Origin of the sequence: Streptomyces sp. NPDC014623, assembly GCF_043088245.1 — a bacterium.
Lineage (GTDB): Bacteria > Actinomycetota > Actinomycetes > Streptomycetales > Streptomycetaceae > Streptomyces.
Genome location: NZ_JBIBZU010000016.1, coordinates 163,700 through 180,128 on the forward strand (window position 1 = coordinate 163,700; position 16,429 = coordinate 180,128).

Sequence of the window (16,429 nt, forward strand, 5' to 3'; positions counted from 1 at the left end):
AGTCATCATGTCCGTCACCACCACGACCCACCTGAACCTGCGTGGCGATGCCCGCGCAGCGCTCGACTTCTACCACTGCGTCTTCGGCGGCAACGTGGTTGCCGTCACCTACAAGGACGCGGGCAACGTGCAGAATCCGGATGAGGCGGACTGGGTGATGTGGGGTCAGGTCGTCGCGGACAACGGCTTCCGCGTCATGGCCTGCGACGTGCCCTCCCGGATGCCGTGGAACCCCGGCGAGAACGCCGTCTTCGTCTCCGTTCGCGGTGACGACGTGGACGAGGTGACCGCTCTGTGGTCCGAGCTGTCCGTGGGCGCGACCGTGGTGCAACCGCTGGAGCCCGCGCGGTGGGCGCCGCTCTACGGCATGCTCAAGGACCGCTTCGGCGTCGTCTGGGTCCTGGACGTGGCGGTGCCGTACGACGGCTGACGTAGCGGGGTGGCTGTGCCGGACCGCCCCGGGCACCTGCCCGGGGCGAGGCGCCGGGGGGCGGCCGCCTGCCCGTGCGGGTCCACCGGGCCCGCACGTCTCGCCGCACCGGTGAGGAGCCGGATTCGATTTCTCGCTTCTGTCCGGTCTGAAACGTGTGGGGGCGGGTAGACGGGGCGATGTGCCGGCTGCGTGGTGCGGCTGAGTGGACGGGGGATGTGCGATGGAACGGCTGACGACGGACTGCGGGACGGAACGGGACAGGCGGGTTTCCGGCCCGGGTGTTCTGACGGACAGCGCTGCTTACGACATGACGTCGGGTGAGATCGCCCGCGCTCGCGGCTTCGTACGGCAGTTCCTGTCCGATGCTCGGTCCACGCACGGTCTGGAGGTGCCTTCGCGGACCCTGGACATCGCGCAACTGGTGGTGAGCGAGCTGGCCACGAACGTCTGCAAGTACGCCCCGGGCCCCTGTCTGCTGGATCTCGAAGTGGACGGTGACATGCTGGGCATCACCATGTGGGACTCGGGCTCCGTGCTCCCCGCCGCCCTGCAGGCCGACCCCACTCGCGCCGGGCAGCACGGCCTGGAGATCGTTCTCGCGGTCTGCCAGAGCTTCGAGGTACGACGTGAGCCTGTGGGAAAACGCGTCCGCGTGCAGATCTCGCTGCTCGAAGGCCCTCACGGGGATCCGGCCGGCCCCACTCCCTGGTGATGCCCTCGTGACTCGTCCGCCGCGGAGCGGAGATGTGAGCACCCCGTGAAGGAAGTGCTCCCCTACACGTGCATACTGCAGGGATGTCCACACACGACGATCACAAAAAATCCACCCAGCCCGAGGTCTCGGTCCGCCCCGTGATCGTGGACCGGTACCCGATCGAGGGTGCCTGGGTCGTCGTCGCGGCCGGTGAGCTCGACATGGATACGGTGCCCGTGCTTCAGGGAGCTCTGGAAGCGGGTGCCGCTTCGCATCCTTCGGTGATCCTGGACGCCGGTGCGATCACCTTCGCGGACTCCACCGCCCTGACCCTCCTCCTGCGCATGCACCAGGCCACCGCGTTCAGGATCGCGGCCCCGGGCCCGGCTCTCCTGCAGCTGATGCGGATCACGGGCGCCGACCGGGTCCTGACCGTCAGACCGACCGTGGAAGAAGCACGCACGGCTTGACACGGCAGAGATCCTGTCCGCGTCCCCGGCCGGGGACGCGGACAGGATCTCTGCCGTGGTGCACCCATGACGGCGCAATGGCAGTCCGTGGGAGGCGCCCACGCGGTACGGCACGGCCGCACCCCCCTTCGGGTGTGCCGCCGTGCCGTGGTGCCGCAGGTGCTCAGTAGGCGGAGTCGACGTTGTCGATGGAGCCGTACTTGTCGGCGGCGTAGTTGGCCGCCGCAGCGATGTTGGCGACCGGGTCGGTCAGGTCCTGCGGGGTGCCGGAGACGTGGTAGGCGTCGAACGTCGGCTGGATCACCTGCAGGAGGCCCTTGGAGGGCGTGCCGTTCTGCGCGTTGACGTCCCAGCCGTTGGCCGCCTCGGGGTCGCCGCCGGACTCACGCATGATGTTGCGGTGCAGACCCTCGTAGGTGCCCGGGATTCCCTTGGTATCCATGACCTCGAGGGCCTCTCGGATCCAGCCGTCCAGGTTGTCCGGGTCGGCCGCCGCCTTGTCGGCCTTCTCCGCGAGGGCGTCCGCCTGCGCGGAGACTCCGGCTGCCGGGACTCCGGCCGTCACCGAGGCGCTGTGCGAGGCCGGCTCGGCGGCCTGCGCGGGGGACGGCGCGAGAGCCAGGGCCGCTGCTGCGGCTCCGACGGCGCACAATCCGGAAACCGCGAAGCTGTGGATCCGGGCGGCACGGGCCGCGGAGGTCGTGGACCGGGTGGACGTACGGATAAAACACTCTCCTCGCGCTGGTGTCAGGGACGCCACGGGGGCCGGCTGCGGACGGGGGCGCGTGAGGGCGGAACACGGCGCCCGACCGGTCCGGAGCCCCAGCTCCCGTGGGCTCCGGCCATGGTGAGCGGCACGCCGGGACGAGGGCAACGACCGGCATTACTACACGCCTACGCAGGAAGCCGCCGAGAGACCGAACGGTGCGCTCCACCACCGCGAGCTCCCGTGCCGCCCCCTACTGCCGCGCCTCGTATGTGATCTGCGGCCTATGGGCCGGCTCACAGTCGCATGCCGGCTCCGGCCCGGTCCGCAGCCGTCCGCGGGAGGGTGCGGGACCACGCCCGACGTGACCGGACCGATCGTCACCGGCACGGTCAGCACGTCAAGCACGTACCGCCGCCTGACAGCGGGTACACCGAGGCGCCCGGGCACGTCTCTCCCATGCCCGGGCCGGGGACGCGGTCCGGTCTTCCGGTCACTGCTCGCCGACGGAGCGGACCGTGACCTTGTCTCCGCTGCGGGCCACCTGGACGGCGTGGACCCCGCCCGAAGCGGTACGGGCGGACCGCAGATCCTCGCTCACCTGCACCGTGCACGGATGCACGCCGGCCAGCCGGCCGACATGGTCCTTCACTGCGATGACCTCCAGGTGGTCCCTGCCCCTGGAGCCGGGCGGCAGGCCCACGGCCCTCGCGACGGTGCCCCTGAGCCAGTCCACTTCGTCGACCTCCTCGGCGAGGAGTTCCGTCGTCCCCCCGACGTCCCTGCCCAAGCCCACTCCTGGGACGACACGGCGCCGGACGAGGAAATCCCGGCGCTCGGCCGGCGAGGCGGAGGAGAGCGGGCCGACAGGCAGCAGGACGTTGATCATCCGCAGTTCGGCAACGACCCGCCCGCCCACACACAGCTGGACGTCGATCGCCGACATGGGCCACGGGCTCGCCCCCTGGGGTACGAAGCCGTCGAACCGGGCCTCGATCTCGGCCTCACCGGCCTCCGGCGGCGCCTCGAACAGCTCGAGCCGTTCCACCTTGACGGGGTAGCCGACCACGCCCCGGCCGACCTCGCGGGACCACCGCCACGGACTGTGGGACGGGATCACATGGAGGAGCGTGTCCATGAGTCCCTGGTTGAGGCAGCCCTTCGGCACCGTGCCACGGGTGAGGTCTGCCACTCCGGAGGAGCCGGCCGCCCCGATGGCCAACGACGTCAGGTACTGGAACGCGGGTCCGTGGAACAGCTCGGCCGAAGCGTACGGGTCCGGCTGCGCCACGGCGTCCGGCAGCGGGGCGAAGCGCTCGGGGCGGCCGGGCCGGTCACCCACCAGCACGGTGCCACTGGCTGCCACCTCGAACCGGGACAGCGAGGGCGTCGTCGCCTCACGCCACGTCAGCAGCTTCACTTCCAGCCCTGCCTCGGTGGACGCCACCTCCGTCCTCAGCCGGACCGGTCCGGCGAGCGGAATCCAGTGCCGGAGGTCGACGTCGCGCACGGCGGCCACCTGGCTGCCGGTGTGGTCCGCCGCGGCCTGGGCGAGTTGGTCGACGACCGACATCATGGGCAGCGCGGGGACCGTGAACGTCGGGCAGTGGTCACCCGTCCAGGTGTCGACGGCGGGATCGAGCGTCTTCTCCGCCACGCCGGAGAGAACGTCTCCGGACACGACGCGGACACCGAGTCCGCGGACGTGGTAGAGGCAGGTGTCATCGCCCCAGAGACGGGCTTCGGCAACCGCGTAGGGCCCACGCGTGTCCTCCGCGGCCTCCAGGATCTCCAGATCGATCCTGATGAGGCGATGGTGCGGGGTGATCTGGCCCCGGTACTTCCAGGTGATCTCGTGGCCGGGCATGACGGGCTCGAACGCGGGACGGGGAACCCCTGCGGTGAGGCCTCGCTCGATCAGGTAGAACCGGACCAGCTGGCACATGGCCTCGATGCCGAGTGAACCCGGCTGCACCGGGTCCTGGAAGAAGTGGGCCTTGAAGAACCACTCTCCCGCGTCGACGTCCTTCTCCGACCGGAGCCGCCCCAGCCCCGCGCTGCCGCCGTCCGGCCAGTAACCGGTGATCCTGTCGATCATCAGCAGCATCGGACCGGGCAGGGCGGCCGCGCCGGCGAAGTACCGGGCAGGCCTCGTCGTCAGGTCGACCACGCGCTCACCGGGTGCCTCCAGCGCGGCCCTGTCCCTCTCCGGGACGGGAAGCCCGGCCTGATGCTCGAAGGCCGAGGGCGGAAAGAACCCGAAGACCGTGGAGAGGGCGAAGACCTCTTCACCGTCGGCCGAGCACCTGACCGAGAACGACACGATGATCATCTCACCGGTCCGCGAGACCGAGGTCAGTTCGGCCTCGGTACGCACGGTCCGGGTGGCCGGCGTGATCTCGCCGGTGACCGTCCCGCTCCCGTCGAGGTTGCGGAAGAGCAGATCGACGCCGGTGGCCGAGGGGCAGCCCGCGTGGACGGCCAGCCACCCGCACGGTTGCAGGGCGATCTCCATGAGCACGGCGAACGGCATGGTCCGGTCACCGTTCTGCTCGAAGTACCAGACCTGGCCGGGTACGTCGTACTCGGCGACCACCCGGCTGCCCTGGCGCATGGCGCGCTGCGGACCGTCCACGGAGACGATGCGGGTCATGAAGTGGTACGGCGGTCCGGGCAGCCGTGCGATCCTGCGCGTGCCGTCGAATTCCTGCGCCTGGACGCCGAACGCCGCACTCGGCTTCCCCCACGCACACGCCAGCAACGACGGGTAGTCGAACACGAAACCGTCGGACTGCGTCACCGGCTCGGACTCGCTGTGGCCGATGAGCCCGCCGAGACGGGCGAGCGGCACCGGGCTCCCGCTGGTCTGCTCCGTGCGTCCGCCGAGCTGCCGCCAGTGCTCCAGGGGCCAGTCCGGCACCAGCCGGAGTGTGGCTTCCTGACCGTGGAAGGCCTTGACCCCGTCGACGGTGCCCAGGATGTCGGCGTACAGCGTCGGCTCGGGGCCGGCCGAGACGCCGCGCACGAACACCTCGTACACGATCCGCCGGCTGTCGGGGGTGACCTGTCCACGGCACCGGGCGGTGCAGGGCTGCCCGGCGGCCGGCTCGAAACGCCACCCGTCCCTGGCCACGGTGAAGCCCAGAGCGGCCAGGTGGAAGGCCATCGCCTGCAGACCGGCCTGGAGCATCAGTGTCCCGGGCATGCACGGGTCGTTCCTGAAGTGCCCCTCGAAGAACCAGTCGTCCGGTGAGACAGGCGTCTCCGCGCGGAGGTAACCGCGGCCCCACGGTCCTCCGGCCGGGTCGAACTCGGTGACCTCGTGCAGGAGCAGCAGCCGGCCGCCGTCCGGGCGGGGAGAGCGTACGTGTGACCGGGTGATGTCCCAGCCGGGACCGAAACAGTCCGCCGGCCGGCCGGCCGCGAAGGCCAGGACCTGTTCAGCGGTGAAGGCCGGCCGGGGGCAGTGCACGGCCGGGGCGTCGTGCGGGACGTCGGCGGCCGGTGAGCAGGAGGCGGGGTCCCAGCGCACACCGTCCGTGTCGTCGAGTTCGGCCTTCGTGAAGAAGCCCGCCTGCCCGTCCCGGACACTCAGCCGGAGTTCGCCGCCGACGTAGCAGTCGTAGTGGAAGAAGAACAGGCGGATGCCGTCGTGCCGGGCGTGCCTGTCGATGTGGATCTCGTACCGCAGCGTCTCCCCCGCCCTGGGCGGACTGCCGTGATAGGTCAGTTCGCAGCCGAGCAGCCGGTAGACCCGTTCGCCCCGGTTGAGCAGATCGATCCCGAGCCAGCTGATCAGCAGCAGGTCCGCCTGACCCGCCTCGATCATGAGGCCGGCCGGCATGCGCCCGGCCGGGTCGAGGTACCAGCTGTCGAGGCGGACGTCGGTCTCGGTCCGGATCGTGCCGGTGGCGTGTTCCTCACCGAGTTCGGCCAGGGCGGCGGGGACGGCGTCGATGCCGGTGACCCGGTCGGCGAGCAGCATCGGCGGCCCGGGCATCCTGGTCTGCAGCTCGTACGCGTCCTGCGCGGCGAACCTGGGCCCGAGCAGGGCGGAGACCGGATGAGAGGCGAGGTGTTCCAGCTGCGACCGGTCGAACACCGTCACCGGCGCGGGACCGGACCGCCCGGCCCCGGCGGTGACGGGAGCGGGCGGAACGGCCGGATGCGCGTCCGGACCGGACGGGGCCGGCGGGGCGGCCCCGTCCGCCGCCCGTGCGAGCGCGGTGGCGAGTGCGGCCCTGGCCCCCAGGAACCTCTGGTGCAGGTGCAGCTGGTGGGCGAGGACTTCCTGGTGCAGCGCGATCACACGGCTGGTCTGCCGCACGATCAGCGTGCGCATGTCCGTCGCCTGCGGTTCGGCGGCGGGAGGAGGGCCGGTGACGGCGGGCTCGGTGGTCCGGCAGTCCGGGACCGGCGCCAGCAGGGGGGCCCTGGGCATGATCACGGCGGATGGTTCGAGTGACGGCAATGTGATCTCCCCGTGGGCGGGAACTGTGAAGGTGGGGACGCCGTCGGCCTGGGGCGCCGCGGCAGCTCGAAGTCGCTCGAGGAGTGCCTCGGCACGGACGGGTACGCCGGCGGCGGCGAGCTCCGCCACGGCCAGGTACAGCTGGCGCAGCCCCCTGTCCTGGGCGTCGAGCGCGACCGCCACATGCTCGCGGCCGTCCAGGATCCGCTTGATCCATCCCGTGCACAGGCCGCGTGGCCCGTGCTCGACGAATACACGTACTCCGTCGGCCCACGCCCGCTCGACCGTGCCCGCGAAGTCGATCGTCCCCATGCCCTGCGCCGTGACGGCGTCGGCAGCACGCCCGGCCGTCGGGGCGTACCAGTGCGTGGTCGCCCCGCTGTAGAACCGCACGCCCGGCACGGCGCTGGTGGGCCGGTGGTGCAGATCCCACCACCGGTCGCGGATCCCGGACAGCTCGGGGGCGTGGGCGGCCAGGTCGTAGTCGACCGGAATCGCGTGAGCGGCCCCCAGCCGCGCGATGACGGCGGCGCACGCCCGCGCCTCGCCGCCGACCACACACACGCCGGGGGCGTTGATCGCCATGAGATGGACCGCGCGTTCGTCCGCCAGTTCCCTGCGGACCCGGTCGAGGGGTGCTGTGACCAGGTAACTCGACCACCGGTCCCCCTCCACGCCGAGTTCTTTCCAGACGCGGCGCACACCCCGCAGCTCGCCGGTGAGTTCGCTGGTGAACAGGCCGCTCTCCCGGGTGTCCCGGTGCAGGGCCTCCGCGTCCCGCCAGGCTCCGAGGGTGACCAGGGCCGCCGACTCCCCGGAGGAGTAGCCGATGGCGGCGTCCGGTCGCAGCCCGAGAAGGCCCCGGGTCAGTTCGACGTGGAGCGCGGCCAGCTGGGCGGCCCCCCAGATCTGGTCGAGCACCGGCTGCGCGCCCCCGGCGGCCGGCCGCTGGACGGCCTTCCCGTGGGTGGCCGCGACCGCGTCGCCGAGTGCGGGCAGGGCCAACTGCACCTCGCGTCCCATGCCCGGGTACGCAGCCGACCCGTTGGTGAAGACGAAGGCGACCTCGCCGTCCACCGGCGCTGCGCGGTACACCACTCCGGGCTGTCCGGCCCCGCCCTCGGCCAGCCGACGGCGGACGGCGTCCGGATGCGTCCGCGGGTCGCCGTCGGACACGAAGGCCAGCCTGGCGGGTCCTTCGCGGGACTCGACCCCCGACTCCATCGCGGCCAGGACTTCCCGACGGTCACGTCCGGAGTACACGTGCAGGCGTGGCGCCGGGCCGGGCGCCCAGGGTCCGGGGTCGGCGGCCCGTAGCTGCATCCGCAGCGGAGGTGCCCCCAGTGCTGATACCACCACGTGCGCGGTGCGCAGCCCCGGAACGGCGGCGGCCGGGCCTCCTGGTTGCGGCACCGCGCGGTGCCGCAGGGCGGTCACCGCGGTCGCCACCGACAGCAGCCCGTGGGCCGCGTGAGCCCTGCCGAACAGTCCGGCCGGGTCGAAGACGGCGTCCGCGCCGTCTCCGATGACCACGTCCGGCTCACCGGTGGCTTCGTCGTCCAGAAGGGCGAAGACGGTGTCGCCGTCCCGGCGGGCGTCGGCGAGACGTTTGAGGACGACCGCGACGGCGCCGTCCCCGGTGGTGGTCTCCCGCCCCAGCTCGTGCAGGGCGGCCGTGTGGACCGGTTCGCAGGAAAGATCGACGGCGCCGACGAGCGCGGCGTCGGCTTCCCCGGCTCGGATCGCGCGGGCCGCGAGGTCCAGCGCGACCGGGCCGGAGGCCTCCTCGGCCGAAACGGTGTAGCCGGGTCCCCCCAGGTCGAGCTGGGTGTTGATCCGGTTGGCCACGAGGTTGGGCAGGGTGCCCACGACCCGGCCCGCTTCCATGGGTGCGCAGAAGGCGTCCTGGACACGTGCGGCCTGCCCCGCACCGGTGGGTTTCCCGGCCGCTTCCAGCCAGGACGGGGACCGCCAGCGTGCGGTGGCACGGGCGTTCTGCGTGTCCACGCCGGACCCGACGACGACCATGGTCCGGTCTCGCGGCAGGGTGATGTCACGCGCTGCTTCGCGTGCGGCTTCGAGCATCAGGACCTGCTGGGGCAGCGTCTGTCCGATCGTCACCGGCGGGAAGCAGAGGCCCGGCAGGGCCACGTCGATCCCCACCGCGGGGCCGCTCCGGCTGCCGTCGAGTACCGCGCGGCGAAAGTCCTCGGTGCCTGCTCCTCCACCGGCCCGGGCGGCCACCGCCACGATTGCCAGCGGCGCGCTCGGCGGGCGTGGCGGGCGCGGCGCTCCGGAGACCGCTGCCGTGGTCCTGCCCGTACCGTCCCAGGCATCGACGATCAGATGGGCGTTGGTGCCCCCGAATCCGAAGGCGCTGACCGCCGCCCGGCGGAGACCCGGCCACTGCTCGGACTCACTCAGCACCCGCAGCCGGGTGCCGTGCAGTTCGGTCAGCGGTTCCTCGGCGGCGAGTGTGGCAGGACGGATGCCCGTCCGCATCGCGCCGAGCACCTTGAGCAGTCCTCCCACTCCGGCCGAGGCCAGCAGGTGTCCGACGTTGGACTTCACAGAGCCGATGGGCACATCGGTGCTGTCCTCGAAGATCCGGGCCATGCTGCGGACCTCCTCCACGTCCCCGACGGGGGTTCCCGTCGCGTGGCACTCCACGAGCGAGACGCTCCGCGGGGCGACGCCCGCCATGCGGTACGCCAGTCGCATCGCCCGCTCCTGCCCCTCCTGGGCAGGGCTGAGGAGCCCTCTGCCGCGCCCGTCGTTGGACAGCCCGATGCCCCGGACGACCCCCAGGACGGGCGCACCCTGCGCGACGGCGTCACGCAGGCGCATCAACGCGACGAACCCGGCGCCCTCGCCGGGGAGGAGCCCGTCGGCGTCCCGGTGGAAGGGACGGCTACGACCGGTACGGCTCACTGCGGACAGACCGCAGAACCCCACGTGCAGGAACAGGTTGTCGGCCCGGTTGACCGCTCCCGCCACCATGACGTCCGCCGTCCCGTCGTGCAGGCGGTCGCAGGCCAGTTTGACCGCGTACAGGGACGAGGCGCAGGCGGCGTCCAGCGCGAACGCCCCGGCGCCCAGCCCGAGCGCCCTGGCCGCGAAGTGCGCCGGGAGCCCCGAGGAGAAGCGGTTACGTGCGTCGGGCCTGTGCGGTGCGGCCGCCAGCAGGGAGGGCGCGCCCTCGGACAGCCACACGTGCTCGGCGAAGGCCATTCCCGTGCTCGTGGGGTAGGACAGGTTTCCCAGCACCAGACCGGCACGGGGCGACGGCCCCTCCTGTCCGGCCTCCCGCAGCGCCTGCCGCGCGCCGTACAGCACCCAGTGGAACAACTGGTCCAGGCCGAGGATCTCCTCAGGGGTGACGTGGAACCCGGTCGGATCGAACACCCCACCGAAGTCGCGGACGTAGCCGCCGACGTCGTTCCACGTGCGGTCGAGGTGATCGCCGGCGGTCCCCATGGCCCATCGGTGCGGCAGTCGCCATCGGCCGTCCGGGACCGGTGTCAGGCTGCACCTGCGTGCGGCGACGTTGTCCCAGAAGGCATCGGGGTCGAGCGCGTCGGGCAGGACACATCCCCGCCCGACGATGGCGATCGGGTCGAAGCCCATACCGGTCTCATTTCACGAACACGGACGAATCCGAGTGACACGGGCTCAGAAAGGGCGTCGCACGAGTTCCACGCCGAGCAGCTCCACCCTGGGGGAGCCGTCCGGGTCGACGAGTGCCACATCGCAGCGTCCTCCCGTGTCATGCACCTTCCGGGCCCGCACCACGCACCGCACGACGCCCTGGACGGGGCCGCTCCGGTGCACCCTGCACTCCGCGACCGCCATCGGCAGGGTGGCGTACCCCAGCGCGCCGCCCGCCCACAGCACGGCGAGTTGCAGAGCACCGTCCGTGGCGGCCACGTCGAGCTGCCAGTGCTCTCCACCCCAGCCGAGTTCGGTCAGGCCGGTCACCGTCGCCTCGGCTCCGTCCGCGCCGATCCCCTCGACGGATCGGAGGGATTGGAACCGTGGGCCGTGGAACAGCACCCGGCCGTCGTAGATCTCGGTGTGCTGCGGTGCGGCAAGGCCCTGCGGGGTGTCCCAGCTCTCCGATCGCAACGGGCTCGCCTCGAAGTCCATCCGGATCCGGAGGTGCGGCGTGCTCTCCTCCCCCAGGATCTCGGCCTCCAGGGCCGAGGGAGAGCCGGTCGCAGCCGTACGAGCGCTCACCGTGAGGCGATGGCCCGCGCCGTCCAGATGCGGCAGGGTCACTTTGCTGAAGACGCGGAGATCCCGCAGCACCAGGTGGCCCGCGTCCGGCCGCCAGGCCGCGGCGGCACCGGCGAACCGGTCCAGGGCCAGCGCCAACGGCAGGACGGGTACACCCGCGACGTCGTGGTCGGCGAGGTAGGGATGCGTGTGCGCGTCGATGCGCAGCTGCGCCGCGGCCGGATCGGTGACGGCTGCCGCGGAGCCCGGACCGGCCCCGGCCGCGATGACCACCCTGGTGTCGGCTCCGCCGTTGCTCAGCTCGGTGGTGAAGGCTGCGGCACCCGGCCCGCCGGGGATGAGCGGGACACCGGACCGGCCGAAGTGCGCGGCCAGCGCGGGGGTGACCATCCCTCCGTCCCACGGGCCCCAGGCGATGGACCGTACGAGGCAGTCGGGCCGCCGGGTGCGCTCGGCGCAGGCCACGTGGTTGAGCACCTCGTTGGCCATGGCGTAGTCGCTCTGCCCGGCGTTGCCGAAGACTGCGGCGATCGAGGAGAACAGGACGATCGTGTCGAGCGGATCGCCCTCGGTGGCCGCGAGCAGCGCGCGCATGCCGTCCACCTTGGTGGTCATGACCTGGTCGAACTGTTCGTCGGTCTTGTCGGCGATCAGCTTGTCCGCCAGCACTCCGGCACCGTGCACGATTCCGGTGACCGGCCCCCACTCGCGGCGTACCTCCTCCAGTACGCCGCGCAGTGCCGCGCCGTCCCGGACGTCCACGGGCACGTACCGGACCCCGGAACCGGCGCTCTCGAGAGCCGCCACGGTGGACCGGACCTCCCGGGCCGCCAGGATCCTTCGCGCCTCGGCTCCGACCTCGGCCAAAAGGGCCCCTCCGGAGCGTTCGGCGAGGGTCCGGGTGAGCGCGGCCTCGTCGGCCGCCGCCGCCAGCTCCCGCGGTTCGTCGGTGAGCTCGGTACGGCCGAGCAGCACGATGCGGGGGCGGTGGGCCCTGGCGAGGTCCAGCAGGGCGGCCGCTGTCACCCCGCGGGCTCCGCCGGTGGCCACGATGACCGACTCCGGGCCGATGTTCGCGGCCGGCCCGGGCTCCGCCTGCGCCGGCACCGCGGCCAGGGTGGTGCGGGTACCGTCCGCGCGCAGGCCGACCTCCGCCACCGGTCCGCCGTCCAGCAGTTCCGCGACGATCGCTTCGGCTACGGCGTCCGCGTCACGCCCTGCGCGCTCGCAGTCGATCGCCTTGACCGTGGCCAGGGGCCACTCCTTGGCCACGGTCCTCGCCAACGCGGCGATACCTCCGAGCCAGGCCCGCTCGGGCAGACTTCCGCTGAGTCCGAAGTCTCCGCCGGTGTCCTGTACGGCTACGAACACCCCGCCCTCGGCGGTGAAGCGCGACGCGACGGACCTCGCCGCTTCGAAGACGTCCCGCTGCGCGGCCAGCGCGGCCTCGGCAGAGGCGACCGGAACGAGGCCGCCGAGGTGTACGACCGCCCGCGAGTCCGAGGGGACGCCGGCTACGGCGGTGGCCCGGAGACCGCGGCCGGTCAGTTTGGCCGCCACCCTCTCCGCGATTCCGAGACCGTCCCCGGTCACGGCGATCGGCTCGTCCCCGAGACCGGCCAGGGCCAGCCCGGGTGCGGGTGCGCCGACCGTACGGACGGCGAGCCGGCTGAGTCGTACCGGCCCGGCGGGCTCGTGCCGGGGGGCGGGGATGTCCCTGCCGGCCCGGGGTCCGTCGGCGGGGGCGGTGGCGGCAGGACCCGTGGCGGCGGCCGGCTCCGTGATGTCGGCCGTCCCCGTGGTGGCCGTCTCCGTGGTGGCCGTGAACGCTTCGATGATCTGCCGCAGCGTGCGGAGCTTCAAGAGTTCTCCGACCTCCCTGTCCGCGTGGCCACCCGCCTGCTCCCGCACGGCGGACAGAATCTCCACCCGCTTGATCGAGTCCACCCCGAGATCCGACTCGAGCTCCATGTCCACGTTCAGCATCTCGACCGGGTACCCCGTCCGTTCCGCCACCACGGACAGCAGCAACTCCTCGAAGCCCTCTGCGGGCATGCTCTGGGGAGCGGGGGCCGGCGGTGGTTCCCGGAGCGTGCCGGGGCCGGTGTGCGCGGCGTACGGCGCGGAAGGCGCGGCGGCTGCGGGTGCGGCGGCGGGCGGAGTCACGGGCTCGGTGGCGACTGCGAAAGGTGCGGCGGCCACGGGCTCGGTGGGCAGGGCCGCCTGTGCGACCGGCATGCCGGGTGGCGCGGCCGGCGCCGGGGTACCGGTGCTTCCGCCGCCCTGCGCTCCCAGCATCGCGGCGAAGGTCGTCTCCGTCATCTGCAGGAAGGCCAGGTGACTGTCGATCAGCATGCGCTGGCAGGCCTCATGGGCCTGTGCTGTGTAGCGCTGCACATTGTCGATCACGGTGAACCAGCCGGCGTCCTTACCTGTTGCGGCAGACGCAGGGGGCACGGGCGGTTCGGCCGGGGCGCCGGGCGCCGGTCCGGTGGCAGCGGGGAGAGCGGTCGCCTGGGCCGGAACCTGCGCAACGGGCTGGGGCACGTCGGGCCGGCGGGGCGGGTTCGGCGCGGGCCGCGCGTCGGCCCCGCCGGTGGGCGGGTAGACCCGGCCGTGGTTCTTGCCGTTGATCTGTACGGTCATCCTGGGCCTGCTCTCCTCGGCTGGCGCTGCGGGCGGCGCGTAGGGCGCCCACAAGTTGTCGTGGTCAAGTGGGACGCCCCACACGGCGAGCCGGCCGAGTGCGTCCTGCAGGGAGGTGACTCCGTTGCGGCCCTTGCGGTCCAGGCCGACCGCCAGGTGCTCGCGGTCGCCGAGGATCTGCGCGACGAGGCCCGAGAGCGAGTCACCGGCACCGACCTCGACGAACGTCCGTACCCCTGCGGCGTACATCGCTTCGATCTCGTCGCTGAACAGCACGGGTGAGGCGAGATGGCCGGCGATCCTGCGTCTGATCTCCCCGGGCTCGGGGGGATAGACCCCGGTGCCTGCGTTCCCGTAGACGTCGATCCGGGGTTCACCGACCGGAATCCCGCGCAGGTACGCGAGGAGCGGTTCGCTCGCCGGGGCGACGACCGGGCTGTGGAAGGCCGTCGCGGCTTCCAGCCGCCGGGTGGTGATCCCCTCGGCGGCGAGCTTCCGTTCGATGCTCTCGACCGCACCGGCGGCACCGGACACCACGGTCTGTGCCGGGGCGTTGTGGCTGGCCAGCCAGACGTCCGCGGCGCCGCAGCCGGCGATGGCCTCCTCGATCCGGGCGCGTCCGGCCGCTGCGGCCAGCATGGCGCCCGGCACGGCCGCCGCCTCCCGCATCAGCTCACCGCGCCTGCGGGCGAGGTCCACCAGGGACTCGGCGTCCAGTGCACCCGCCGCGTGCAGCGCCACGAGTTCACCGAAACTGTGGCCCGCCACGCAGTCCGGCCGCAGGCCGAGCCCGCGCAGCACCTCGATCAGAGCGAGACTGTGCACCGCCAGTGCGGGCTGGGCCCACTCGGTCGCGGTCAGCAGACTCCGCTGGGCGGCCCGGTCCTCGTCGTCGAAGGCGGGCGGGGGGAACACCACGCGATGCAGCGCTTGGCGGCCGAACTCCACGGTTCCCAGCCGGTCCCACACCGCCTGGGCGGCCGGGGACAGCATGGCCACGTCCGCGCCCATGCCGACGTACTGGGCGCCCTGCCCCGGGAAGAGGAATCCGATCCGGCCGGTGAAGACCGCACCCGCGGCGTAGTGGACACCCGTCGGCGTGGAGAAACCCGTGTCGGGCTGACGGCCGATCAGTGCGAAGGCCTGCTCGATTTTTCCTGACAGGTCGTCCTCGTGCGCCGCGACGATCGCGAGACGTACGGGGTCACTCGCGCGGAAGACCTGCTGGCTCTCCCGCGCGATCGCGGACAGCGGCCGGTCGTCGTCGATCGTCCGTTCCAGCAGGGTGGCTGCCGACGGGGCGCTGAGGAGCACCAACTCGGTGGGGGCGGTTCGGGTGCGCCATGCCGGGCGGGCGGCGGCACCGGGGGAAGGGGCGTATTCCTCCAGGGTGACGTGGAAGTTGCTGCCGCCGAAGCCGAAGCTGGACACGGCGGCCCTGCGCGGCTGATCCGAGGCACGTACCCACGGGCGCGGCCGGGTGTTCACGTAGAACGGGCTGTCGTCGATCCGCATGGCGGGATCGGGCCGGTCCACCTTGATCATCGGTGGGAGGACCTTGTGGTTCAGGGCGAGGACGCTCTTGAGGAGGCCGACGGCACCGGCGGCACACTTGGTGTGACCGATCTGCGACTTGACCGAGCCGAGAGCGCACCACTGCCTGTCCTCCCGGCCCGACTCCTCGTACACCTGGCGCAGAGCGGTGAACTCCGCGGCATCCCCCGCAGCGGTCCCGGTTCCGTGCGCCTCCACCAGCTCGACGGTCTCCGGGCCGTAGCCTGCGTCCTCGTAGGCGCGCCGCAGGGCCCGTGCCTGCCCTTCGGGTACCGGCGCGTAGATGGCGCCGCTCCTGCCGTCCGACGAGGTGCCGATCCCGCGGACGACGGCATGGATCCGGTCGCCTGCGCGTTCCGCGTCGGCCAGTCTCTTCAACGCGTACATGACGACGCCCTCGCCAAGCATCGTGCCGTCGGCCGCGTCCGAGAACGGGCGGCAGTCACCGCTGGGTGACAGGGCCGGTGTCTTGGAGAAACAGATGAACGTAGCGACGTCGTTGGAGACGTCGGCGCCTCCACTGATCACGAAGTCGGCGCGTCCGAGCGCTAGTTCGCTGACCGCGGCCGAGAGCGCCGCGAAGGAACTCGCGCACGCCGCGTCCGTGGTGTGGTTGGTGCCGTGCAGGTCGAACCTGTTCGCGATGCGGCCCGCGATGACATTGCCGAGCAGCCCCGGGAAGGTCGATTCCTGCCAGGGGGCGTAGTGGCCGGTGATGCTGTCGCAGACGGCCTGCGCCTCCTCTTCGGGGATCCCGTTCTCCCGGAGGGCCTTGAGCCACACCGGGCGTTGGATCCGCGCGTTCATGTGGGTCAGCAGTTCCGTGGAGGCCGCTCCGAGGATCACCGACACGCGGTCGCGTTCCGTTTCCCGAAGGCCGCCGGCGTCGGCGAGGACTCGCTCGGCGACGGTGAGTGCGAGCAACTGCACGGTGTCCGTCGCCCCGAGGGCGTTCGGCGGGATACCGAAAGCCATCGGGTCGAACCCGGTATCGGACAGGAAGGCGCCCCGGCGGGCGTAGGTCTTGTCCGGTGCGGCGGGGTCGGGGTCGTAGTGGTCCTCGACGAGCCAGCGGGCGGCGGGGACGTCGGTGATCAGGTCACGGCCGCTCACGACCGTGCGCCAGAACCCGTCGGCGCCGTGCTCGCCCGGCACGAGAGCACCGAGGCCGACCACGGCGATCGGGACCTGTCGGGGGCCGGAGAAGGACACGCTGTCC

At 72.2% G+C, this 16,429-nt stretch carries 6 protein-coding genes; 3 read left to right on the plus strand and 3 right to left on the minus strand.

What is annotated here, in order from left to right; genetic code table 11:
* Positions 1 to 7 precede the first annotated feature (7 nt).
* The 3 genes from ACF1FZ_RS24940 (at position 8) to ACF1FZ_RS24950 (ending at position 1,597) form a co-directional block, all read left to right on the plus strand.
* On the plus strand, positions 8 to 430 hold the full coding sequence (locus ACF1FZ_RS24940) for a VOC family protein (RefSeq protein ID WP_391775610.1): 423 nt from the start codon (positions 8 to 10) through the stop codon (positions 428 to 430).
* A gap of 223 nt (positions 431 to 653) precedes the next feature.
* Entirely contained in the window at positions 654 to 1,145 is a 492-nt protein-coding gene (locus tag ACF1FZ_RS24945) for an ATP-binding protein (RefSeq protein ID WP_391775611.1), read from the plus strand.
* A gap of 83 nt (positions 1,146 to 1,228) precedes the next feature.
* The gene (locus tag ACF1FZ_RS24950) at positions 1,229 to 1,597 is read left to right on the plus strand and encodes an STAS domain-containing protein (protein WP_391775612.1); all 369 of its coding nucleotides are present in this window, start codon (positions 1,229 to 1,231) and stop codon (positions 1,595 to 1,597) included.
* Positions 1,598 to 1,760: 163 nt separating this feature from the next.
* On the opposite strand, the gene ACF1FZ_RS24955 is transcribed toward ACF1FZ_RS24950, so the two are convergent.
* The 3 genes from ACF1FZ_RS24955 to ACF1FZ_RS24965 form a co-directional block, all read right to left on the minus strand.
* Entirely contained in the window at positions 1,761 to 2,321 is a 561-nt protein-coding gene (locus ACF1FZ_RS24955; protein WP_391775644.1) for a transglycosylase SLT domain-containing protein, read from the minus strand.
* Between the two features lie 475 nt (positions 2,322 to 2,796).
* Positions 2,797 to 10,401 (minus strand): beta-ketoacyl synthase N-terminal-like domain-containing protein, encoded by a 7,605-nt coding sequence (locus ACF1FZ_RS24960; RefSeq protein WP_391775613.1) that lies wholly within the window; start codon positions 10,399 to 10,401, stop codon positions 2,797 to 2,799.
* A 45-nt stretch (positions 10,402 to 10,446) separates the two neighbouring features.
* A complete protein-coding gene (locus ACF1FZ_RS24965; RefSeq protein ID WP_391775614.1) occupies positions 10,447 to 16,422 on the minus strand; it encodes an SDR family NAD(P)-dependent oxidoreductase in 5,976 nt (1,991 codons plus the stop codon).
* Between the last annotated feature and the right edge of the window lie 7 nt (positions 16,423 to 16,429).